The following is a 22,708-nucleotide window of genomic DNA, read 5'->3' on the forward strand; positions in this document are numbered from 1 at the left end:
AAGGGGTACATCTTCTTTGGAATGGGTATGAACGTCTGTGCGATTTGCCACAGAGTCAAGCCATACACTGACGAGTCAATGTGCGCCGGCACACGGCCATTTATTTGCCAGTCGACTAGTCTGTGTCGCATGTGACGTTGATTCAAAGGAAATTCATGATTCGCGGTTTGAGTACGCAAGAGGCACATCGTCGTCTTGTGCTTTACGGCCCCAATGTCTTGGTGGCAGAGCCAGTGGTCACTGTGTGGGAAAAGGTCAAAGCCATCATTGGGCAACCTATGTTTGCTTTGTTGCTGACGGCGGCAGCAATTTATTTGGTTTTGGGTGAGTTGGAAGATGGTGTGGCACTTCTGTTTGTAGTCCTGGCTGTAGTGGTGTTGACTTATGTGCAAGGTCAAAAATCACAAAATGCACTTCAGGCATTGCGCGATATGGCACAACCTTTTGCCATCGTCTTAAGAGATGGGGACGTACTCAAAGTTGCAGCAAAAGATGTGGTTTTGGGTGACGTGCTGTGCTTGATGGAGGGGCAGCAAATTGCAGCGGATGCTCGCCTCGTGCAAGTCGCCTACATGGAGGTGGATGAGTCCTTGCTCACGGGTGAGTCCGCGACGGTGTGTAAGCTCTCGGCCGAAAAAGTGCTGGCAGGTACATGCGTGATTAGAGGCGAAGGTTTGGCTCGCGTCATCGGAACTGGGCAGCGTAGCGCGATGGGGAAAATCGGTGCGTCATTGCTTCGCATTTCGTACATCACATCTCCATTGCAAAAACAAACAGAGCGTTTGATTCAAAACTTGGCCAAAGTGGTTTTGTTGATTTGTACTGTTATGTGGCTTGTGCAGGGATGGGTACACGGACACTGGTTGAGTGGTTTTTTAGCGGCCATTGTGTTGGCAATGAGTTTGCTGCCAGAAGAGTACGCTGTGGTGCTATCGATGTTTCCAGCTTTGGGGGCAAAAAGGTTGTCTACCGAAGGTGTGTTGACGACCAACATTCATGCTATAGAAACCTTGGGCGCGTGTACCGTGATTTGCACCGACAAAACGGGCACGTTGACGCAAAACCAAATGTCACCAGAAATTGTGGTGGTAGAAAGGCAACAGCATATTGAGCAGATTCAATTTCAAGATGCCTTAGTGTCTTCTGATACGGCAAATGAAGTGCTGCGTGTGGCTATTCTGGCTAGTTCTGCTCAACCTTTTGACGCTATGGAACTTTCTCTTCGTGAGCGAGTTAATATGGACACGGCGGCGTGGGGAAAGATCATTCAGTCGTTTCCGATTCGCGCAGAGCTTCGTGTTACGGCGCAAGCATGGTGCCCAAATCAAATTGACAAAAGTCAGTCAATTTTTTTGGCAGCCAAGGGTGCGCCAGAAGATGTGATGGAACTGTGTCAACTCACAGCAAAGAGTAAGCTTCAGTGGATGACGCAAGTCGACCAGATGGCTGAAAACGGCTTGCGCGTGATTGCTGTTGCTCAGTGTGAGCAATATCAGTTTCTGACCCCTCAACGTTTGGCGGACCATAAATTAGAGTGGGTAGGGCTAATTGCGTTTAGAGACCCGATTCGCGAAGAGATTCCAGCTGCATTGCGTGCCTGTGAGCAGGCTGGCATACGTGTTGTGGTGATCACAGGCGACTACCCTAAAACAGCATTGGCCATTGCGCAACAGGCTGGGTTGAATGCAAAGGATTGCGTGCTAGGTGACAAGCTTGAAGCGTTGACACTGCTGGAGTTGGCCGAGTGTGTTCGCACCCAGTCTGTGTATGCACGGGTGAGTCCGTGGGCGAAGCTGAAAATTGTTCAAGCTCTTCAGGCTCAAGGGGAGGTCGTAGCCATGGTCGGCGACGGTGTGAATGACGTGATCGCCTTGCAAGCAGCCGATGTTGCTGTGGCCATGGGTATGCGCGGTACAGATGTCGCGCGGCGCACAGCAGCTTTAATTTTGCTGAACGACAACTTCGGAGCCTTGGTGAGAGGAATTCGTTTGGGGCGTAGCATTTTCGTCAACATGCAGAAGTCGATGTCATATTTGTTGGCGGTTCATTTGCCTATAGCCGGCTTAGCGGTATGGCCGATGTTGTTCAATACGCCCTCGGTGTTGTTGCCGCTGCACATGGCTTGTCTAGAGCTTTTTATAGATCCTGCTTGTTCGGTCGTATTTGAAAATGAGCCGGCTCATGCGACGGTGATGCAAGTGCCACCGCGTGATGTACGTGGCGCTGTGCTAGGTCAATCACAAATACACACAGCACTTGGCCGCGGGCTATTTGCACTTGCGATGGTGGCGCTCAGTTATGTGTATGCGATTCACCATACCAGCGATTTGATGCTGCAAAGAACCATTGTATTTGTCACACTTGTGGTGGGTAACATGATGCTAATGACCAGTTACCGGCAGCACTCTCCTACACGAGGCGAATATTTTTTTATCAATCCACGCATGCTCTGGTTGAGTTTAGGAGCTGTTTGTGTAACAGGGCTTGCTGTTTATTGGCCTGTAGCTGCGAATGCTTTTAAGTTTGCACCGATCAGCCTTGAGGCAATGTCCGTGGCTGTAGGCTTGGGGGCATTTAGCGCTTTAGGACGCTACCTCGTTAAAGGATAAGTTTTTACTTTTTTGAGTCATTGCGCTCGCGTGCTCGTCTCGCAAATTCGGTGGCAGCCTGCGACATCTTGATTGCATGTGCTGCAGATTCCGTCGCCATTTGTGTGGCATAGGCCGCTGTAGCCGATGCTTGTGTGCAGGCATCCTCAGCATGTTGCGCCAAAGAGATGGCGGCGGCAGCGGCGGCGGCAGCGGCGGCGGCGGCAGCTTCCATAGCTGCCTCGGCCGACTCGTTCGCTGCTTGTGCAGCATTTTCGGCAGCGAGCACGATATCCGAGTTCGCCGCAAGTTTGGCTGTTTCTGCGCAAAATGATGCAGATTTAGCGGCTCTTTCAGCTGCATTGGCCGCACGTGTCGCAGCCTCTGATGACGTTAGTGTGAGTTGTTTAAGGGAAATTAAATTTTCGGTGTACTTCGAGTTTAGTGAGTGAAAATTTTCTTTGAGAATTCGAACCTCTTCTTGAAGTGCGCTCAGGGCAAGCTTGATGTTGGGCATGTCTGTGTTCATGGGGCGCTATCGATGGGAAGGGCTGCGAATAATAGCCGATCAGTCTCATCCCTAACGATGCGATAGCACTCGCAGGCAGAAGTCATGAGGCCTTGTCTGTTTTTAATACGAATATTTCCGCGTGTGTATTGAATATCACCTCGGCTTTGCAAATGTTGTGCTGCCTGTGTTACACCTTCGCGTCGCACGCCTAAGCTTTTGGCCATTAACTCGTGGGTGAAAGCGAGGTCATTTCCCATGATTCGATCTAGGTTAACCAACAAAACGCGTGCAAGTTGTTGGGTGATGGAGTGGCGACGATTGCAAACTGCAGTTTGTGCGGTGTAGAGCATTAGAAGTTGCATGTAACGAAGAATTTGGCAACGAAATGGTGAGGAATTGTTGAACTCATGCTCGACAAAGTCTGAGTCTGCTCTGTAGGCCAGTCCTTTAGAGATGACTGTGGACTGCGAAACCGTGGCTGAATTACCGGTGAAGATGAAGGTGCCTGTCATGCCCTCGTTGCCGATCTCTGCAAACTCTGCGCAATTACCATCTTCAAAATCGTATTGGACAGAGATGATGCAAGATGCTGGTAAATAAATGTGCTTTTCTGTGCGTCCTGCTTTGTGAATCACATGATTCACTGCCAACTCAACAGGAGTTAAAAAGCGTTTCCAACGCTCCCAATCACCGAGTGGCAAACCCGCCAGAATAGCGTTACTTTGTTTGAGAATTGAGAGAGATTCATGTGGCATGACGCGGTCGTTCGATGGAAGTGTAGGGGCTGATGAGAAGCTCAGGGATGTGGATGGTTTCTAGGATGACGCTGTTTTGCTCAAATGAATTGCAAAGCCAGTCTTTTCGATGCGCGGAGTGGCTCAGAATGACATAGCTTTGCGAAATGCCTTGTCCCAAGCGGACACCTTGTGCTTTGAGTTGTGTTTCTGTGTCACGAGTGAGTAGGCAAAAACTCAATATGGGGGCTCCACTATCTAATGTCCATTCGCTCCAGATGCCAGCTAAATACAAAGGTGTTTGATCTAGCTGTTCAATCCGAACGGGTTGTTCACGCCCGTCTTTCCAAACGCTACCAAGAAAATAATCCACGGAAATCCAACAAAATTGCGCTTTGTTTAATGCACTGCGATAAGCGGGTTTGTTTGCAACGGTGGCGATATGCGTTACACAGTTTTGTGTGGCAGAGTGCGCATCACATGCCCATGATGGGATTAGCCCATACAACGCCAACTCTGTGGTGTGAGACACATTTCTGTAGTCAATCAACTTGCGGCGATGAATCACACAGTGGTCACCAGGGCCTACCATTTCATTGCGTTGCACAGTGGGTGTGTTAGGTTTCTTTAACACATCACGCTCGCTCGGCATAAAACGCCATGCAGAGTTTGTGGGGTAGGAGCCGCTCATTCCCTCTTGAGATAGATAACTTAACACTTGCATTGAGCTACCTCATGACGCAACTGCGAATTACTGAGTTCTAAGTCACTAATTTTTTGGATGTAATTAGCCAAGATCGCCATCGTGAATAGATCCAAAGCGAAGTCACGTCTTATTTGTGCAGCTTTGAGTAGCGTGTTGACATAGTTGTTCGGAACACGCAGGCCATTGGATGGCGTCTCTACAAGTGGAATAGCTCCGTATTCCAGCAACTCGTCCAATTCGCTGGCACCTAATTGACACAGCGCAGCAATATCTTTGAGTTCAATGCTTTGTGTGAGTTGCATAGCTGTCTCCTTTTTCAAAATTTTGAAACATCAGTGCGTATCAATGTGTGCTGTTTCGCACATAACAAAAATAAATTTGATTTGTGTATGTAAGCGAGCGAACTTTTGAAAAGTTCGCAAGAAATTAAGCTGCCTGTATGGAAAAAGGAGTGGAAGAATGACGGGTAGTTCTAAAGTGGTATTTGAAGATCGGCGGCGTTATCGCATGGAGTTGGCTATCAATCATGCGCTTCGAGAAGTTCTACATATGTTGTGGGGGCAGGTCAATGTGAAGATCATTAAGGGAGAAGTGGAGCTGAGAGGCTATGTACAAAGCGCAAAGAAGAAGGAAGAGCTGTTGCTGGCTGTTCGTGCTATTGCAGATGTGACACATGTGAAGGATGAAGTGATCGTCATGCCAAATCTATCGTGTGGTTGACATAGCTTGTGTTGGCAGACGTACGGAGGAATTCACGTAGGACTGACAAGATGAGGTCTCTTTTTTGAGAGATATACCCATGGTCCAAGCCCTTGTTCCATCAGCGCCATTGATTACTGATGATGAGTTGGAAGCTTTAATGAGTGATGACGCTGCTAATGCGTCACCAGCAATGCCTATTGAAATTATGTTTGCTGATCCACATCCTGTGGTTTTGGATGGTTTGATGCAGACGTTCGCTAACCATCCTGATTTTCTTGTCAAGACTTGTGTGCATGACGGTGCTGCAGCTTGGCGAGAAATTTTGATTTTGCAGCCGGATATTGTTGTCATGGAATTGACGTTGAGTGAAAAAGATAGCTTAAGTTTGATACGTGACCTCAGAGAAGAAAAGCTAAAAACATTGCCAGTGGTGTTTACACATGCCAGTATCTTGGATGTCTTGGGGTTGATAGCCGTCGGAGTAAATGGATTGGTTTCGAAATCTAAACCCAAGGAGACATTGATGGAGTGCATTAGAGAAGTTCATCACGGACAAAGGTGGCTAGATGAAGAGTATTCGGTCTGTGATCTAGCTCAAGGTGATATACCGCTAACGCGTTCAATCATTGAGCGATTGCTGACACTCAGAGAGCTATCTATTGTTCAGTTGTTGGTACGTGGGCGTTCAAATCGTGAAATAGCTAGTACATTCTCAATCGCAGAGGGAACAGTAAAAATTCACCTCAAGCACATCTACAAAAAACTCCAATGCCAAGACCGTGTAGATTTGTTGTCGCGAATGCGTCGTGACTTTTGATCGGAATCTTCCCATGTCAAAAAGTGTTTACATAGGGATGCGCCACGGTTTGATACAGCAGGGCGTAGAAGATTATTTAATGAGTCAAGATATGCGGTGTGTGTCACGCAGACTGCATCGACCCGACATGCTGATTGATGTCTGCGTAACAGATGATGCCAATGACGTTGTGAAATTTTCAAGCAGCCAAATTCCAACCGTTTTGTGCGCTGATTTTTATGAGCGCTCGGATGTTATAAGTGCTTTGCGTCAAGGTGCACACGCTTGCATTTCTGTTTGGGGTAGTTTCAAGCATTTGCTTATGGCCATTGAGTCTGCGCGCATTGGTCAACGATATATATGTCCTACTTTGACGGAACTTTTGTGTGACAGTAGAAATCGCACACGCCTGCCAGATTTGACGCCGCGTGAATCAACGGTTGTTAGCTGGATATCTGCGGGGTATACATCGAAGCAAATAGGCAGAAAGTTGGGTGTCTCGCCACATACAGTTGATACCCATCGGCGCAACATCATGCAAAAAATTGGTGTGCATAAAGTTGCGGAATTAACTCGTTTTGCCGTCTTGCAGCAGGAGACTCAACCATGATTGATCTTCATCGACGGGCGAAAAATATTGAGCTCATCAATAATGAGGCAAGAAAAATGTATGAAATCGAGTCACCATTTCTCACTTGGATCGAATTGATGCGTAGTCATGGCTACATTTCGATGACCATTTTGCAGGAAGAAATTTCGGATTTGTATGATGTAAAAAATCCTTTTGGGCTGCAAGATATTTTGCTCACCGTTTGGCTTGATCAAATAATTAACCAAACTAATTTTTCGACTGCAGTTTGGGATTTGTCAATGGCTACCCTGCGTCGCAATAGTTTGGTTCAGTTTGGCGTTATAGAGGAAGAAGTCTACAGTGTTCTTTCTTAATGATGCCATAACACTCACACGTGTTTTTCAGAAGCGCGTATCGATCCATTACGTGAATATGTCCACGTGAGTAGGCAATAGCTCCCATTCTCTCCAATCGTTTCGCTGCTTCGCTGACCCCTTCTCGCCGAACTCCCATGGAGCGTGAGATTAAGTCATGAGTGAGTGATAAATCATCGCCTGCTACTCGATCTAATTGAAGCAAAAGCGTACGACATAGTTGCTGATCAATGGTATGGCGTCGATTGCAAACAGCGAGTTGAGATGCGTTTGTCATCAATATTTGCATGTAATGCAAGATCATTTGTCGGAATGCGCCAGATGCATTGAATTCACTCAACATCCATGGGGTAGCCAACCGGTAGGCAAGACCATTGGTTATGACCACAGCCTTGCTTGATGTCGAAACGCTGCCCATGAAGATGAATACACCAGCCATTCCTTCATTGCCCATTTGCGCAAACTCGGCCGACTTGCCATCTTCAAAGTCATATTGTTGCGAGATGATGCCGCTCAAAGGGAAATACACATGATGAATAGTTTGCCCAGAGTCAAAAAGAATGTTGCCAGCTTTGAGTTGGATGACTTCAATGTGTGGCTTCCATCTTTCCCAATCGTTATCTGCGAGCCCAGATATCAGTCGATTACCTTGCTTGATTAAAAACGATTCAACGCGTTGCATGCCTAAATTCCGTGAGATAGTTTCGACGGAATTTAGACACCTTTATAACTTCAGTCAGTCCGCCATCGCACATAACAGGCATCGAAAATTTAAAGCTTTTATGAAATGCGGGCGGTGCATTGTCGAATCGTCATGATGCCTGCAATGCCATATACAAAGCTGATCCCAGCGAGTGATTGAATTGGATACATTGGCCATCCAATGTGAAAAATCAATACTGCAAAGCTCACCAAGCTGATTGCGATGAGAAAAACACCTAATACCCATAAAAATAACGCGAAGAAAATTCTCCGCTGAAGATTTATGAGCGCTTTCGATAAGAGCTGAAGCTGTAAATCAAACAGTGTGATCAGAAGAGTTTTCCAGCTATTTTGGGTTGACATCATCTTGATGAGTCCATCTGGCTTGTCGCTGATCACCGACGTTTCATCAGAATGCCAATCAACAGCCCCACTCCGGCCGAAATGCCTAGCGCTTTGATGGGGTGGTACTGCACATAGGCTTTGGTTTTTTGTGCTGCATGATTGATTTTTTCATTTGTATGGAACTCGATATGGTGTAGCTGCTCTATGGCATCACTGAGTTTTTGCGCCATGGATTTTTTCAATTCTTCAGAGTTGACTTTGCAGTCGTGTGATTTACTTTGTATGAGCAATTGCGCATCATGAATCACAGTCTTTAAATCATGAATCAATTGAATTTTCTGAGCTTCGAAATTTTCTGACATAAATGACTCCTTGGTTGAGAAGTTCCATTTTGAAGAAGAGTCAGAGCACAGTCTGTTCGGTAGCCCACGCCCATTTATTTGTTTTTAATGAGGCTTGCTATATCCCCTTGGCGGTACTTGATTCATGGGATTGTGAGAGCGCTTTAATTTAATGACACTGATTGCGGATCAACAAAAAACATTGAGCAATTCGCATGAGTGGTTTGATGTTGATTTGTTATCTGTGTGGGTGCCGGCTCATCCGGAGTTGGCGCCAAGACTTTTACTTTAAGGAAATCATCATGAAAAAATCTGCATCAACATTGATCGGCGTGGTAACACTATGCTTGACTTCTTTTGCTTTTGCTAACGGCAACGGCAACGGCAACGGCAACGGCAACGGCAACGGTGGTACCCCACAAGTACAAACAGATCCTACGCTGCAAGCGACTGTGCTAGTGAATACGGCCGTAGTTAACTCGGCATTTGGTTCAAATGGCACAGCTCAGCAAAATCTGGCTTCCAATGTAGGTAGCTTTAGCTCCAATGCAACGACTATGCAGTTGGCAGCGATCAAAGACTCAGTGGTTATGAATGCTGGCATGGGTGGTCAAGCTAACCAAAACATTGCGTCGAATGTGGGTGAGGATGGTCTACACACTTCCACCTACCAGGTAGCATTGATCAAGAACTCTGCTGTGATCAATAAAGCATCGTGGGGCGGCAAGGCATTGCAAAACTTGTCCTCAAACAGCAACTGCTTAACTTGCCAATAAGTTTTTGCGACTCCCAAGGGGGCGACAAGGTTTTACCGTGTCAATGCCCCCTCCTTTTGCTAGGAGAAGCTTGTGCGTGATCGCAAATTGACGTTTATATTTTGCTTGGCATGCTTGCAAGTCGGGTTGTCTGCTGCACAGCCGGTTCCAGGCGAGGATCCCGTGTTGCTCAATCAAAGGATTCCGAGCAATATGTTCCCATTGAATACAGCAGTTCAATCGGTGCAGCCGAGCAACTCGGAAATCCCCGCGTGGATAGACGCAAAGTTGGCGCGTTTTCAAGCCAAAGCATTTGCGGCGGACACTGCCGGCGTTCTAACAGATCAAAACGTTATCACGACCACCGCGCAAGAGGGGGTCCGAAAAGTATGTACGCAAGACATTGGCAGTAACAGTACTACCACTGCTAGCGGTGCATTCAATCGTTATGGCCCCAAGCCCGAAGCACAGATCGTGGTTTTGCGCGGCGATTTGGTCAATATCTGCCGCTGAGTCGGCCCTTGCTCAAAGGTTTCATCATGTCGTTCATTTCTCACGCTACTCAATACCGGGTAGCCAAGATTTTTCATGCGCGCTTACTCTGTTGTGTTGGGGTCTTATTGTTGTCTGCATGTAGCACACCCATGGATGCACGCAAGGACGCTCTATTCCAGAGTTATGCCCCCTTATCTGATAGACCGAGTGTGAGGCCAGTGCGCGCTATGTCTAGCTTCTCGGATTCACTTCAGTGCATGGATCAACTGATGCGCGAGGCACAGGTGTCAACAACCTTGATCACAAGTAAACAAATTCCAGATTTTTCTACTCGTGCGCCAGTTGCGACGAAAGAAATGATTGTCACGGCTCTCTTGCAGATGTCTAGAGTAAGTAATGTGTTTCGCTATGTGGACTATGAGGTGGATTTGGTAAGGCAAGACACGGTGCAGAACTTGACCAATATTTTGCTAAATAACAACCAGGTTCAACTACAACGACCTTCTCTGTATTTTTCAGGGGCAATTTCTTACGTAGATCAAAATGTGCTCAACAACCGAGGTAACTTTGGCACGTCGGCTAGCCGCTTCGAAACAGGCTATAGCAAAAATAGAAATGCCACGGTTGTTGCCTTAGAGTTGCATTTGGGTGACTTTCGCACCCGCACACTGATACCCGGCATGGACTCAGCGAATGAAGTCATCATCGGCAACGGAGGCGAAGGATTGGATTTGGCAGGACGTATTGGTGAATACGGTTGGCAGTTCAACGTTGGTAAAGACTACGCACAGGGCTCTGGCGCCGCTGTCCGTACACTCGTAGAACTTGCGGTGATTGAGTTGGCAGGTAAGTGGGCTCGTGTGCCGTATTGGCAATGTTTGACGATGGAGCAAACGCATCCGAATTTTCAGCGCCAGTTACGTGATTGGTACGATGAAGGCGCTGAAGGTGTGCACCAAGGATTGGTGAAGCAGTCTTTGATGTCAAAAGGCTATCTGAGCAAAACTTTACCGGCAGATGAAAATCCAACCGTCGTGCTTCGTGCCGCGATTGCAAGATTTCAAGCTGATCAAGGTATGGTGGTGACGGGCGTTGTTGATTTTTCAACATATGAGCGTGCTTTGCGGGATTTTGTATCCTTGGATGAAAAGGGAAACTTGGTACGGTACGGTTGGCGTTCTACCCAGCCAGATCCGATATCCATGGCTTGGAATGATTCGATCCCATTGCCAAGCTCTCGCAAAGCTTTTGGCATGCCATCTGCATCTCGTACCTTAAATCTTCAAATTGAAAACGTGATGAATGGACGCACCCAATTTGAAGTTGGCGAGCAAGTATTTATTTCGGCTACCGTTTCGCGAAATGCCTATGTTGCTTGCTATTTGTCCAACGCTTCAGGGTCCGTGATTCGCTTATTACCCAATACGATGGCACGTGCGTATGTGTCAGCAAACCAAGCAATTCGTTTGCCGGATTGGATGACGCCCAATCCGGGCTATGTGATTGAAACAGCAGGTCCAGGTACCGAGGCGGTGATGTGCGTGGCGACGGATGATGATGTGAGTGCGCAGCTGGAACCCGTTTTGAGTATGCCGCCATTTACACCGTTGCCTGGAATCGTGGGTTTGAAGGATGTAGTCAAAGGGTATGAGAAGGCGGTGGGGGGGCAATCGTTTTCACAAACCACGCTGGAGTGGAAGGTGTCCTCACGCCGACCATCCCAAGATGCACAGGTTAAGTCGCGATGAAGCGGTTTTTTCTGATCTGCGTCATGGGGGTGGCTGGTAGTTTGTACGGGCTGAACTGGGCGGAAGCGCGTTATGAGGACGACCTCAAACTGAGCCAAACCACACCCGACATGGTGCCACTTTTAGACTCTCTACGTGATACCAATGAGCCTGAAACTGTCGTGCTTAAACAGCATAAGCTTAGCGAGCAGGCTGTGCGCGAATTGGCGCATTTCAGGACAACAGCCCTCGCGCCACCGATGGACGACGCGCAACGCGCGGCAGCAGGCCAGTCTGCTTGGATGTTAGGTTTGTTGTATCTGCATGGTGCAGGCGTACCCGCTAACTCAGCCAAAGCTAAACAATGGTTTACCTTGGGAGTGCATTACGGTGAGCCAATGGCACGTGCAGGCTTGGCGTGGTGTGCCTATGAGGGTTGTCAGTCATCAGCCAATTGGGCTCAGGCGCAACATTGGACACAGCAATTGATGTTGGCCGATCCCGCTCGGGCGTATTACATGCAGTGGTTACTAGAGCGTCAATTACGACCTCTCAATCCCAATGCTAACGAGGGTGTACGAAGCCTTACCGCCGCTGAGCGTGACTTATTGGACCGAGCGGTGTCTGGAGGCAATGTGCACGCCATGATTGATCTGGGTATTTTGTACGCTCAGGTTCACGATTGGCGTCACGCTTTGGCATTGTTTGAAGATGCCGCTGCACAGTCAGACGTTGCCAACCAGAATGCAATTTGGGTGCGTCAACACATGCGAATGGAGAACCAAATACCAAGAAGCAGTTCTAAAGCTCAAGTTTCGTTAGCAAAGGCTGAAGCACTTTTTAGATTAGCACGCAAATACCATCGCGGCGATGGCATCTCTGTCAACTATGTGGAAGCGATTCGCTTGTATCGTCAGGCGGACTCGGCAGGTAGTCCTTCAGCACGCCGCATGCTGTCGTTGATTTATTCTAGAACTACGCCTGATGGCGCGCTGGATCCTAGCTGGATGCGTCAACTCAGTGGGGTCGATGTAGCCTCTTTGGTGCCGAAGCAGGAGAATACGTTGAGTATTTCTGCCTTGCGTAAAGAGCCGACCCCATTGATTGATTTGGTGCCGCGTAAATGGTTGCGAATGATGGATTAGCAGATATGGTGCGTTAGCGCACCTTATTTTTTACACATTTTGTAAAAAATCATGACTATTGAAACCATTAGGAGATTCTTGTGCATCAGATTAATCCCTACCTTCACTATTTGAAGCAAAGTCAGAAAACCAAGTTGCATCAGTCTTTTTTCGCAGGTCAGCCGATTTGTGAGAAATTGCTTGGTCTCATTGCGATCGAGACCGAGGCGGGTAAGCCCTATACCGTGTCAGAAATCATGCGATTGCAAAATCTGGGGAGCCCAGGAACAATTCACCGACGGCTGGAAATATTGCGACGTGCAGGCTTAGTTGATCAAGTTTTCAAAAATGGTGACCGACGTACAAAATATGTAGTCCCAACTATAGTTGCCAACAAACACTTTAAAAATATGGGGCTTGTCTTAGAGCAGGTTGTTTTTGATGCGTATAGTTGAGTTTCGTGCCAAAAATTGATCTGGTTGCAGTTTCTTGGGTTATGTCATATGTGTGAATTGCCCCCATTCGTCTGTGGGGCACTTCGTCGTTGCCTTCTGTTGAAGAGGTAGCTTGTTTCACTCGTATCCGTGAAGTGAGGCAACTTAAAAATCACAAGTTAAATTCAACGGGGCTAAGCTAGCAGTCACCCTGAAAACTATTTAGCTTTTGTCTGTGTTGGGTTGGTAAAAGAAAAAGGGCTTAGATTTCTCTAAGCCCTTGATTTCATTCGAGTTTTTGGCTCCTCAACCTGGGCTCGAACCAGGGACCTACGGATTAACAGTCCGGCGCTCTACCGACTGAGCTATTGAGGAATACAGAAATTATAGCGCATTTTTTGCGCCTTTTTCAGAGGTGAAATACGACAGTTGCGCGGAATGTTCTCGGAGCCCCTGGATATAGAAAGTATTGGCCGTATTGGTGAGGGGACTCACGCCAGTAGTGCTTGTTCGCAAGGTTTTGGATGGCCAGTGTCCAGCTAGATGCCACTTGATTAATTTTCGTGTCGTAGTGAGCTGATGCGTCTAAGGTGGTCCAAGCAGGCAAAACGATGTCGCCGTTTTCGGTGACACGACGCTCACCTTCGTGAGAGATGCGCAACCCCGTGCGCAGGCCGGGCGTGCTGGCATATCTGTATTCCGTCATGCCTCGCAAGATGTACTTAGGAATGTTGACGGGGCGTTGACCATTCAGGTCGGCTTGAACTGTGGCGTTCTCGCGTTGCGCATCCAACCACATGGCGCTTGCGCCAAAGTCCCACTGATGAAGTTTGGTGTGAGTGCTAAGTTCGAGGCCTTGGTGATGATTTTGGCCGTCGATTTGGCGCGTGCAAGTATTGGCAGGGGAGTTATAGCCACAGGCTACGCCTGCATCTGCAATTGCGGGGCGTGCGATGTCAAACCATGTGGCCTGCCACACGGTGCGCTCGTATTGGCTTTTGAGGCCGACTTCACGCTGCGTGCTGCGAAGCGCAGGTAGCGGTTGTCCCGCGTTGGCGTAGTTGTTAAGGTTAGGTGCTGCTTCTGTTTCTATGCCTTGACCATAGCTGGCGTACACCGTCAAGCGGTGACTGAGTTGGTGGCTCAGTGCCACCCATGGTGTGCTGATGCCGCGCGTGTCTTGCACGGCGGCTGTTTGATCTGTTTGGATGCTGCTGCGATTGAGCTGTGAGTGACGAAGACCAAGCCATGCTGTGGTTTGTGGGGTCAGTCGCACCTGATCAGTGAGCGCGAGTTCAGTGTTGTAGTCGCTGTTATTCGTATTTGGATACAGTTTGTCGTTGGGGATGGCGGGGGGCGTTAAGCCACCATAGATGCTGTTGGTTGTTCCCAGTAAATTGTCTGGGTGAATGGCGGGCATGCGGCTGACTTGACGGTGTCGCATCAGACTGACTCTAAGCTGGTGTTCATAGGCACCTAGGTGCATTTGACCACGCAGTTCGGTTTGTAGGGCTTCGCTGTTGCGGTGTTCGTTGTCGCTTCGGTAGTCGTGAATTTGAAAATCACCGTTGGCACAAAACCTGTCCTTGGGCGCAGTTTCGCAACCAGATGCATAAGTCAATCGGTCATCTGCACGAAGGTGTTGTGTGCCGTATTGCGTGCTCCAAATCCAGCCATTGTCCAGTTGATGGCGCAAGCGCACGGTGCCGGTAAGCCCATCAAAAACTCCAGGCAGCGAGCTGGGTTGCCGCGTGATGTTACGAGTGCCGTCGACCGTGGGTGGTAGAGCATTGGTGCCTGGGCCAAGCAAGCTGTAAAAGTTGACGCCTATTTGTTCGTAATGGCTTTGTTCAAACTCCCACTCAAGTCGGCTGCTTGCATTGATGCGCCAGTCCATTGCCAAGGCCGTTAAATTGCGGTGACCTGGTGTGTCTCTGATGTAGGGGTTGAGGTCTTCATAAGCGACGTTGAATCGGTAGCCAAAGTCAGCGTTGGGTCCGAAGCGGCCACCTAAGTCGGCAGCCACGAGACGGTTATCGCCCGGCCCGTAGCTGATCGTGACATCACGAATCGTTTTTTCAGCTTGAACAGGCGCTCGTTTCACAACGTAATTGACGAGACCCCCTGGAGCGCTGGTGCCTGATTGAATGCCACTGGTGCCCTTGAGCAGTTCGATGCGCTCTTTGTTGTCCATCGGGATGATGGTTTCAGCAGAGATAGGTAATCCTTCTCGGCGGTAGTTGTAGCGGTTGTCGAGCGCGTAGCCGCGAACGCTGAGTTTGTCCCAATAAGCGGGAAGGTTGTAGCTGTCGCTGACGGATGCATCAAGCCGCAGAGCATCGGTGATGCGCTGTGCGCCAATGTCTTGCAGCGTACTGGCGTTGATCGTGCGAACGCTGATGGGTAGATCAAGCTGAGGGACGCCTTCAAAGCCAGAAATTCGCAAAGGCGGTTCAGCAATGATGGTGATTTCATTGGGTGTTTGTTGCGCAAAAGCAGATGAGGTCAGGGCGATACAAAGCACAACAGCGCTTTGTATCGGAGAGACTTGCAATTTGCTAAATTTCGAGCGCATGGCTCAATTTTATTGGCTTTATCACATCCGGAATTGCACTGTGGCTCGGAGTGTGCGTGGTGCGCCAGGGTAGAGGTAGTAGTGGCCAAACTGCTTGGGAGACTCGCGCCAGTAGCGTTTGTCCGCCAAGTTATCGATGCCCAGTGTCCATGAAGAAGCCACGTTGTTGAACTTGGTGTCGTAATGGGCGGTTGCATCCAGAGTCGTCCAAGCCGGCAGTTGGATAGCGCCGTCTTCGGTGACACGGCGCTCGCCCTCGTGCGACAGGCGCAAACCAGTGCGCAAACCCGGTACGCTGGCATAGCGGTATTCGGCCAGGCCTCGCACAACAAACTTGGGGACGTTCAGCGGTGTTGTACCGACGAGGGCTGGATTTTGAGTCACGTCTGAAATTTCAGCATGCAGCCACTGTGCAGTTGAGCCGAATTTCCATTGACGATCTGTCCAGTTCGCGCCGAGTTCGATGCCCTTATGCGTTTGTTTGCCGTCCAAGTAGCGCGTACTAACGAAATTGGATGGATCGTAAACGTCGTAAGTTAAGGGGCGTTCGACTTGGAAGAGTGTGGCGTGCCATTGTGAGGCAGAACTTGAAGCACTTTTTACGCCTAACTCAGTTTGGCGACTTCTTCCTATGCCCAACTGTTGCCCGGGGCCATTAAAAGTGGCCGAGTTAGGAACGATGAGTTGTTCAATGCCGTGTCCGTGAGAGCCGTAAATATTTAAACCAGCCAACTTAGTCGAAAGACCGATCCACGGAAGGTTCATGTGTCCGCTGTAGTGAACGGGGTTTGTGTCGGCAGGTTCGTTCTGGACGCTGCTTCGGTTGTATTCAACACGGCGCAGGCCAAGCCATAGATTGGTGTCTTTTGTGAACTGTATTTTGTCTTTTATTGAAAACTCAGTACTGTATTCACTGCGATTGGTATTTGAGTACGCTAAGTGAGAATCTTCCATGCCATAGACACCGCCAGAAACATTTGCCGTCGCAACCCAGTTATAGGCCTGCATGGGAGATAAGCGATCAAGTTGTCTTTGTCGCTGAACGCTCAATATAAGGTCATGCACGAGGTCGCCAGTATTGATTTGACCCACTAATTCTGTTTGGAGCGCGTCAACCAGTCGTCGTTCGTTTTCACTGCGATAGTCGTACAAGTCGTAGTCACCATTGTTGTTGTAGCTCAGACCATTGGGTATGTTGGCAGTGTTGGGGCCAAAGCCAAAGGTGAGTCGGTCATCCGTTTTCAAACGCTGCGCACCATATTGCGTAGTCCAACGCCACCCAGCATCCAGCTCTTGACGCACACGCACAGAGCCCGTCATCGCATCAAACACCCCCGGCTGTGACCAAGGTTGTCGTGTCAAGTTGATCCGTGGGTCGACGGGGGCAGGCAGCACACCACCCAGCAAGCTATAGCCATTGATGCCAATTTGCTCGCGGTGAGATTGCTCAAATTCAACATCAATTACAGTGCCTGGCTTCAAGCGCCAGTCCATGGCCAGTGCTACCAAGTCGCGATGGCCTTGTGTGTTGCGAATGTACGGGTTGAGATCTTCATGCGCCACGTTGAAGCGATAGCCAAATTCAGCGACATTGCCAAAGCGGCCGCCTAAGTCAGCTGCGACAGAACGGTTGTCGCCTTGGCCGTAGCTCAGGGTGATGTTGCGAATGGTTTGCTCGGCCTGTGAGGGGGCGCGCTTGACCACGTAGTTCACCAAGCCGCCAGGCGAGCTGGTGCCTGCTTGAATGCCGCTGGTGCCTTTGAGCAGTTCAATGCGCTCCTTGTTGTCCATGGGAATCATGGTTTCCGCATTGATGGGCATGCCTTCGCGGCGGTAGTTGTAGCGGTTGTCGAGCGTGAAGCCTCGCACGCTCAAGATGTCCCAGTACGCGGGCGAGTTGTAGCTGTCGCTCACCGATGCATCTAAGTGCAAAGCATCAGACACGCGGCGTGCGCCGATGTCTTGCAGTGTTGCATTCGTGATGGTGGTGGTGGAGAAGGGCAGCTCTTGCGCCGGCACATCACCAAAGCCCGACACGCGCGCAGGCAGCTTATCGGTGATGGTGATTTCTGTGGGGTTTTGTTGCGCCCAAGCGCTGGATGCGATGCAAATCGCCACTGCCGCAGAAATGCGCGTGGCCTTGAAAAATGGCGAATGGTTTGCCATGACGTTTTCCTTAAACGTATGACAGGTCGGCTGATGTCGAAACGAGTGTGTGCTCAGTTGAGTGAAGAGCCTCGTTGTAAGACCAAGCTTCCCTGCGCGAGGATTACCTCAAGTCCTTGCGGACTTTGAGACCCACGGAATGAGGGTCTCAACAGGTTCAAAGGGACTTTCTCAGTCGAAGCCGGTGACGGCTTCAACACCCCTAGCGAATGCGTCATTGCTGACGCGGTGTGGATTTTAAACGAGCCCGAGCAGGCGATGCAGTTCAGTCGAGGTTGTCGTGTACTGCAGCAGGGTTTTTCGTGTGGGGTGCACCAAAGCCGCAGCGCCAAAGGCGGCGAGGGTGGCTTCGTGAAAGCCGCACAAGATGAGTTTTTTCTTGCCTGGATAGGTGTTGATGTCGCCCACGGCAAAGATGCCAGGCACATCGGTGGCAAAGTTTTCGGTGTTGACCACCAGTTGTTTGCGCTCCATGGCCAAGCCCCAGTTGGCCACTGGGCCAAGCTTGGGAGAGAGGCCTAAAAACGCTAAGACGTGTTGCGCTGGGCGCTCGATGGTTTGGCCTTCGGGCGTGGCCACTTGTACGGCATGCAGTTGTTGTGCGTTGTGCAGCAAAGCCGTGGGCTGGCCAATTTGCAATTGCAGCTTGCCGTTGGCCACCGCATCACGCATGGCTTGCAACAGGGCAGGCTCGGCGGTGAACACATCGCGGCGGTGCATCAGCGTCACGCTGTGTGGGGCGGGTGTTTGTAGCGTGAGCTTCAACGCTGCCACCACGGCGGACTCTTCGCCGCCCATGACCACCACATCTTGGTCCGCAAATCGCGCGGCATCGCCCAAGCGGTAATGCACATGTGTGCCTTCGAGCTCTGCTGCGCCTTCGACGGCTAGCTTGCGTGCTTGAAACGCGCCCACACCTGCGGCAATCACCAACACCTTGCACGCGAAATGCAAGCCCGCAGAGGTGCGCACCGAAATCAAATCATTATCTAAGCGCGCAACCTGGGCTACCTCTTGGTTGAGGTGAAACGTGGGGGCAAAGGGTTGAATTTGGGTTTGTAGCTGCGCCACCAATTCACGACCCGTGCACACAGGAATGCCGGGAATGTCGTAAATCGGTTTGTCGGGGTACAGCTCCATGCACTGGCCGCCGATATGGGGTAGTGCATCGATGACGTGACAACGAATGTCTTGCAGGCCGAGCTGAAAGGCCTGAAACAGGCCCACAGGGCCTGCGCCCACGATGACGGCATCGGTGTGAATCGCGGTGGCCGTCATGAGGCGGTGTGCTTAGCGCTTGAGTTCGGCGAGCTTGCCGGTTTTGTCTTTCCACACCTCAGCGTCAGGCAAAGCCGCCTTGCGCTTGGTGATGCTGGGCCAGCCAATGGTAGACAACTCGGCGTTGAGTTTGGTCATGTGCTCTTGGCCTTCGGGCACGTCTTCTTCGGCGTAAATGGCGCTCACAGGGCACTCGGGGATACACACCGCGCAGTCGATGCATTCGTCTGGGTCGATGGTGAGGAAGTTGGGGCCTTCGCGGAAGCAATCGACGGGACAAACGTCCACACAGTCGGTGTACTTACATTGGATACAGGCTTCGGTGACTACGTGCGTCATGGCAATTCAATCGATGGGTAAAAAAGAGGGCGCAGCACACAATGTGCCGCGCCAAGCCGTTGATTTTAAACGGGATTCAAAGGCAGGCTTTGCGCTGGATCAGTTCACCAACACAGCGCCTGAGGTTTTGTGTGTGGCGGTGTCCACCAACACCAGCGCACCCAAGATGCGCGACTGCGTGAAAGGCAGTGCCACCAAAGGCTCTTGCAGCGCCAAGGTGACGTGGCCAATCGCGTTGGGGGCGAGCTCGGTGGCTTCCTCTTCGGCCAAGGTGTTGACGTTCAGGCGGTGTACCACGCGTTGCACTTTGGCTTTCACCCAGCGGTGTCCATGCAAGGCCCAGTACACACGGCCAGCCACCAAGGGCTCGTCGTCCATCCACGCAATGGTGGTGTTGAGCTGGCGTTGGCCTTCGGGTGACCCTTGCTCGGCCAATAACCAGTCACCACGCGACACATCCACTTCGCGGTCCAGCACGATGCCTGCGCTGTGGCCTGCGGCCTTGCTTTGCGGCTGGCGCGTGGCCGACAGCACTTGCGACACCACAGCGGTTTGGCCGCTGGGGAACACTTTGACGGTGTGTCCTGGCTCAATGGTGCCAGTGGCCACACGGCCCCAGAACACACGACGACCTTGGGTGGTCACGCCAGAGTCATGGAATTTTTCGACCCACTGCACGGGGAAGCTGAACGCCACATCGGTTTCAGCGGGCGTGTTGGGCAACTCTTCCAAGATGCTCAAGAGGCTTGGGCCGCTGTAGCCGCACCAGTCGGGGTGGCTTTCGACGACGTTCCAGCCTTTGAGGGCCGACACAGGCACCAGCGCCGTGATGGTGATGCCAGCCTCTTGTGCGAACTTGCGTAAAGCCGCTTCGATGTTTTTGTAGGCCAGTGCCGCATCGTCTACCGCGTCGAGTTTGTTGATGGCAAACACGATGGAGGGCACGCGCAGCAGGTTGACCAACAAGGAGTGACGTCGGGTTTGTGGCAGCAATTCAAGCGCGGGGTTTTTCCAATCGAGTTTGATGGCATCAACCAACACCACAGCAGCATCGGCGCTAGAGGCGGCTGTCACCATATTGCGGGTGTATTGCTCGTGACCGGGCGCATCACCAATGATGAACTTGCGGGCTTCGGTGTTGAAGTAGCGGTACGCCACGTCAATCGTGATGCCTTGTTCGCGCTCGGCAGACAGGCCGTCGGTCAGCAATGCGAGGTCGGTTTCGCCCGAGCGTTGCACGCCCGCCAGGTGGTCTTGCAGCACGGCTTTGGTGTCGACCAACAGGCGGCCAATCAAAGTGCTTTTGCCATCGTCCACCGAACCGCAGGTGATGAATTTCAGGGCAGAGGAGTGTTCAGAAGTTTGCATATTAAAAGTACCCGTCTTTTTTGCGCTTCTCCATCGAAGCCTCAGAGGTTTTGTCATCCATGCGTGTGGCACCGCGCTCGCTCACGTCGGCAGCCAAGGTCTCGATGACGATTTGTTCGGGCGTGGCCGCATCGCTCTCGACGGGGCAGGTGCAAGTGATGTCGCCCACGGTGCGGAAACGCACGTCGCGAATCTCGACCTTCTCACCGTCTTTGGGGGGCGTGAGTTCGGTCACAGGCACCAGCAGGCCACGGCGATCCACCACTTCGCGTTTGTGTGTGTAGTAGATGGATGGCAAAGCAATGTTTTCGCGAGCGATGTATTGCCACACGTCTAACTCGGTCCAGTTGGAGATGGGGAACACGCGGAAGTGTTCGCCGGGTTGCAACTTGTGGTTAAAGAGCGTCCACAGCTCAGGGCGCTGCGCCTTGGGCTGCCATTGGCCAAAGCTGTCGCGGTGGCTGAAGATACGTTCTTTGGCGCGGGCTTTTTCTTCGTCGCGGCGTGCGCCGCCAATGAGAGCGTCAAAGCGGAATTCTTCGATGGCCTCGAGCAAGGTGACCGATTGGTGCACGTTGCGGCTTTCGCCAGGGTGGGCCAAACGCACGGTGCCACGCTTCAACGAGTCTTCCACGCTGCGCACGATCAACTCAGCGCCGAGTTCTTTGGCACGGAAGTCACGGAAGTCGGTGACTTCTTTGAAGTTGTGACCGGTGTCGATCATCAACAGAGGGTAGGGCAAGCGGCCAGCGCCAAAGGCTTTTTCAGCGCACTTGAGCATGACGAGCGAATCTTTGCCGCCAGAGAACAAAAGGGTGGGGCGCTCAAAAGCAGCCGCCACTTCGCGCAAGATGAAGATGGTTTCTTCTTCCAGCGCATCCAAGTGGGTGTTGCTCAGGCTATGTAATTCTTGGTGTGTCGTCGCATTCATACGGATTTCTTTCTTTTATTTCTTCACATGCAAGCCGCACTCTTTGGCGGCCTCATCCTCCCACCACCAGCGACCCGCGCGAAACTCTTCGCCGAGACTGATGGCACGGGTGCAAGGTGCACAACCGATGCTGGGGAAAAACTGGTCGTGCAGGGGGTTGTAGTCCACGTTGTTCGTGGCGATGTAGTGCCACACGTCACCCCAGGTCCATTTGGCCAGGGGGTTGAATTTACTCAAGTTTTTGGTGGCTACTTCGCTGTCGTCTTGCAACGGCACTTCGGCGCGTGCGGCGGATTGCTCTTGGCGCAAGCCAGTGATCCAAGCGCGCTGGCTTTTGAGAGCGCGGGCGAGGGGTTCCATCTTGCGAATGCCGCAGCACTCTTTGCGCAGCTCAATGCTTTGGTAAATCGCATCTTGGCCCTTGTGTTTCACAAACTGAATGACCGATTCGCGCACAGGGTGGTAAACCTTCACAAGCGCTTGTGAGGTAGCTTCGGTGCGCTCTAGCAAAGCCAAAGTCTCGGTGTGCAGCGCGCCGGTTTCGAGCACGAACACAGGAATGTGAAGCTGCAAGCTGTTGATGAGATGGGTGATCACCACGTCTTCTGCACCCAGGCTAGAGGCTTGGGTGAGAGGGGAGAACTCAGCCGCTGCGCGTTGCAGCAAGGCTTGGGTCTCGGCCAGTTTGGTTGCATAGTCGGTGCTCGCCTTGGCGTGCAAGGCGGTGGCCTTGGACTGACCTTGTGCAGAGAAAAGAGAACTGCTCATGTTGTTCAACCCACGCGTGCAAATTTGGGTTCTGCTGTAACAGCATCGCCTTGGTAGAAGGCTTTGTAGTGCGTCAACAGTTTTTCGCCGTGGGCGGCATCTTGGTCGTCGCGCAGCACAGCGCTTGAAAAACCACTGCGTTGCATTTGCAAGAGTTGGTCAATCAGCACATCGCCGTGTGCGCGAATGTCGCCGGTGAAACCACGGCGGCGCAGCACAAAGGCTTGGCTGAAAGCGCGGCCATCGGTGAATTTGGGAAAGTTCAAGTCGATGCGCTCCAAGCCTTCGAGGTCGAGGGTTTGCACGTCCACATCGTTGGCCAAGGCACGTGCATTGATGCCGTCGGTGGTGTGTTGGGTGATGATTTGCAGGCTCATA

The 22,708-nt window shown here is 51.0% G+C and carries 25 protein-coding genes and 1 tRNA gene; 10 read left to right on the top strand and 16 right to left on the bottom strand.

Annotated elements, in window-relative coordinates:
• The first annotated feature begins 155 nt into the window (after positions 1–155).
• On the top strand, positions 156–2,609 hold the full coding sequence (locus QMG27_RS04950) for a cation-translocating P-type ATPase (protein ID WP_281813842.1): 2,454 nt from the start codon (positions 156–158) through the stop codon (positions 2,607–2,609).
• Positions 2,610–2,613: 4 nt separating this feature from the next.
• On the opposite strand, the gene QMG27_RS04955 is transcribed toward QMG27_RS04950, so the two are convergent.
• The 4 genes from QMG27_RS04955 to QMG27_RS04970 are packed head-to-tail and all read right to left on the bottom strand — an operon-like array spanning position 2,614 to position 4,841.
• Complete coding sequence (locus QMG27_RS04955) at positions 2,614–3,117, bottom strand: hypothetical protein (RefSeq protein ID WP_281813844.1); 504 nt, start codon at positions 3,115–3,117, stop codon at positions 2,614–2,616.
• Positions 3,114–3,854 carry a Crp/Fnr family transcriptional regulator gene (locus QMG27_RS04960; protein ID WP_281813847.1) on the bottom strand — a complete coding sequence of 247 codons (741 nt, stop codon included), beginning with the start codon at positions 3,852–3,854 and terminating at the stop codon, positions 3,114–3,116. The genes QMG27_RS04955 and QMG27_RS04960 overlap by 4 nt, the downstream gene beginning before the upstream one ends.
• Complete coding sequence (locus tag QMG27_RS04965; protein WP_281813849.1) at positions 3,844–4,557, bottom strand: SOS response-associated peptidase family protein; 714 nt, start codon at positions 4,555–4,557, stop codon at positions 3,844–3,846. Before QMG27_RS04965 ends, QMG27_RS04960 begins: the two co-directional genes overlap by 11 nt.
• Positions 4,545–4,841 carry a chaperone modulator CbpM gene (locus tag QMG27_RS04970; RefSeq protein ID WP_281813851.1) on the bottom strand — a complete coding sequence of 99 codons (297 nt, stop codon included), beginning with the start codon at positions 4,839–4,841 and terminating at the stop codon, positions 4,545–4,547. Before QMG27_RS04970 ends, QMG27_RS04965 begins: the two co-directional genes overlap by 13 nt.
• Positions 4,842–4,998: 157 nt before the next feature.
• On the opposite strand from QMG27_RS04970, the gene QMG27_RS04975 reads away from it, so the two are divergent.
• From QMG27_RS04975 to QMG27_RS04990, 4 genes are all read left to right on the top strand, one after another.
• Positions 4,999–5,259, top strand: a complete 261-nt coding sequence (locus QMG27_RS04975; protein ID WP_281813853.1) for a BON domain-containing protein — start codon at positions 4,999–5,001, stop codon at positions 5,257–5,259.
• A gap of 79 nt (positions 5,260–5,338) precedes the next feature.
• Positions 5,339–6,058 carry a response regulator transcription factor gene (locus QMG27_RS04980; RefSeq protein ID WP_281813855.1) on the top strand — a complete coding sequence of 240 codons (720 nt, stop codon included), beginning with the start codon at positions 5,339–5,341 and terminating at the stop codon, positions 6,056–6,058.
• 13 nt (positions 6,059–6,071) lie between these two features.
• Positions 6,072–6,647, top strand: coding sequence for a response regulator transcription factor (locus QMG27_RS04985; protein ID WP_281813858.1), 576 nt, complete (start codon positions 6,072–6,074; stop codon positions 6,645–6,647).
• Entirely contained in the window at positions 6,644–6,982 is a 339-nt protein-coding gene (locus QMG27_RS04990) for a hypothetical protein (protein WP_281813860.1), read from the top strand. Before QMG27_RS04985 ends, QMG27_RS04990 begins: the two co-directional genes overlap by 4 nt.
• Here QMG27_RS04990 and QMG27_RS04995 read toward each other — a convergent pair.
• The 3 genes from QMG27_RS04995 to QMG27_RS05005 all read right to left on the bottom strand — a co-directional run bounded on the left by QMG27_RS04995 (position 6,948) and on the right by QMG27_RS05005 (position 8,391).
• Positions 6,948–7,664 carry a Crp/Fnr family transcriptional regulator gene (locus QMG27_RS04995; protein WP_281813862.1) on the bottom strand — a complete coding sequence of 239 codons (717 nt, stop codon included), beginning with the start codon at positions 7,662–7,664 and terminating at the stop codon, positions 6,948–6,950. The two genes, QMG27_RS04990 and QMG27_RS04995, sit on opposite strands and share 35 nt — an antisense overlap.
• Positions 7,665–7,762: 98 nt before the next feature.
• Positions 7,763–8,083, bottom strand: coding sequence for a hypothetical protein (locus QMG27_RS05000; RefSeq protein WP_281813865.1), 321 nt, complete (start codon positions 8,081–8,083; stop codon positions 7,763–7,765).
• Positions 8,080–8,391 carry a hypothetical protein gene (locus QMG27_RS05005; RefSeq protein ID WP_281813868.1) on the bottom strand — a complete coding sequence of 104 codons (312 nt, stop codon included), beginning with the start codon at positions 8,389–8,391 and terminating at the stop codon, positions 8,080–8,082. The genes QMG27_RS05000 and QMG27_RS05005 overlap by 4 nt, the downstream gene beginning before the upstream one ends.
• A 281-nt stretch (positions 8,392–8,672) precedes the next feature.
• Here QMG27_RS05005 and QMG27_RS05010 point away from each other — a divergent pair, with 281 nt between their 5' ends.
• The 5 genes from QMG27_RS05010 (at position 8,673) to QMG27_RS05030 (ending at position 12,926) form a co-directional block, all read left to right on the top strand.
• Complete coding sequence (locus QMG27_RS05010) at positions 8,673–9,146, top strand: hypothetical protein (protein WP_281813870.1); 474 nt, start codon at positions 8,673–8,675, stop codon at positions 9,144–9,146.
• A 72-nt stretch (positions 9,147–9,218) separates the two neighbouring features.
• The gene (locus tag QMG27_RS05015; protein WP_281813873.1) at positions 9,219–9,638 is read left to right on the top strand and encodes a hypothetical protein; all 420 of its coding nucleotides are present in this window, start codon (positions 9,219–9,221) and stop codon (positions 9,636–9,638) included.
• 239 nt (positions 9,639–9,877) lie between these two features.
• Complete coding sequence (locus tag QMG27_RS05020) at positions 9,878–11,368, top strand: DUF4384 domain-containing protein (RefSeq protein WP_281813875.1); 1,491 nt, start codon at positions 9,878–9,880, stop codon at positions 11,366–11,368.
• Complete coding sequence (locus QMG27_RS05025) at positions 11,365–12,492, top strand: tetratricopeptide repeat protein (RefSeq protein ID WP_281813878.1); 1,128 nt, start codon at positions 11,365–11,367, stop codon at positions 12,490–12,492. The genes QMG27_RS05020 and QMG27_RS05025 overlap by 4 nt, the downstream gene beginning before the upstream one ends.
• Before the next feature lie 80 nt (positions 12,493–12,572).
• Complete coding sequence (locus QMG27_RS05030) at positions 12,573–12,926, top strand: winged helix-turn-helix domain-containing protein (RefSeq protein ID WP_281813880.1); 354 nt, start codon at positions 12,573–12,575, stop codon at positions 12,924–12,926.
• Positions 12,927–13,204: 278 nt separating this feature from the next.
• Here the strand turns inward: QMG27_RS05030 and QMG27_RS05035 are convergent.
• The 9 genes from QMG27_RS05035 to QMG27_RS05075 form a co-directional block, all read right to left on the bottom strand.
• A tRNA-Asn gene (locus QMG27_RS05035) sits at positions 13,205–13,280 on the bottom strand.
• 34 nt (positions 13,281–13,314) lie between these two features.
• Positions 13,315–15,480, bottom strand: a complete 2,166-nt coding sequence (locus QMG27_RS05040; RefSeq protein ID WP_281813882.1) for a TonB-dependent siderophore receptor — start codon at positions 15,478–15,480, stop codon at positions 13,315–13,317.
• 21 nt (positions 15,481–15,501) lie between these two features.
• Positions 15,502–17,646, bottom strand: a complete 2,145-nt coding sequence (locus tag QMG27_RS05045; protein WP_281813884.1) for a TonB-dependent siderophore receptor — start codon at positions 17,644–17,646, stop codon at positions 15,502–15,504.
• Between the two features lie 237 nt (positions 17,647–17,883).
• Positions 17,884–18,924, bottom strand: coding sequence for an NAD(P)/FAD-dependent oxidoreductase (locus tag QMG27_RS05050; RefSeq protein WP_281813886.1), 1,041 nt, complete (start codon positions 18,922–18,924; stop codon positions 17,884–17,886).
• A 12-nt stretch (positions 18,925–18,936) separates the two neighbouring features.
• Positions 18,937–19,263 (bottom strand): ferredoxin FdxA, encoded by a 327-nt coding sequence (gene fdxA, locus QMG27_RS05055; protein WP_281813887.1) that lies wholly within the window; start codon positions 19,261–19,263, stop codon positions 18,937–18,939.
• Positions 19,264–19,362: 99 nt separating this feature from the next.
• Positions 19,363–20,631 (bottom strand): GTP-binding protein, encoded by a 1,269-nt coding sequence (locus QMG27_RS05060; protein ID WP_281813889.1) that lies wholly within the window; start codon positions 20,629–20,631, stop codon positions 19,363–19,365.
• Position 20,632: 1 nt separating this feature from the next.
• Positions 20,633–21,562 (bottom strand): sulfate adenylyltransferase subunit CysD, encoded by a 930-nt coding sequence (gene cysD / locus QMG27_RS05065; RefSeq protein WP_281813892.1) that lies wholly within the window; start codon positions 21,560–21,562, stop codon positions 20,633–20,635.
• A 15-nt stretch (positions 21,563–21,577) separates the two neighbouring features.
• On the bottom strand, positions 21,578–22,330 hold the full coding sequence (locus QMG27_RS05070) for a phosphoadenylyl-sulfate reductase (protein ID WP_281813894.1): 753 nt from the start codon (positions 22,328–22,330) through the stop codon (positions 21,578–21,580).
• A 5-nt stretch (positions 22,331–22,335) separates the two neighbouring features.
• Entirely contained in the window at positions 22,336–22,707 is a 372-nt protein-coding gene (locus QMG27_RS05075; protein WP_281813896.1) for a DUF934 domain-containing protein, read from the bottom strand.
• Position 22,708 lies beyond the last annotated feature (1 nt).

Source organism: Limnohabitans sp. MORI2, assembly GCF_027925025.1.
Lineage (GTDB): Bacteria > Pseudomonadota > Gammaproteobacteria > Burkholderiales > Burkholderiaceae_C > Limnohabitans.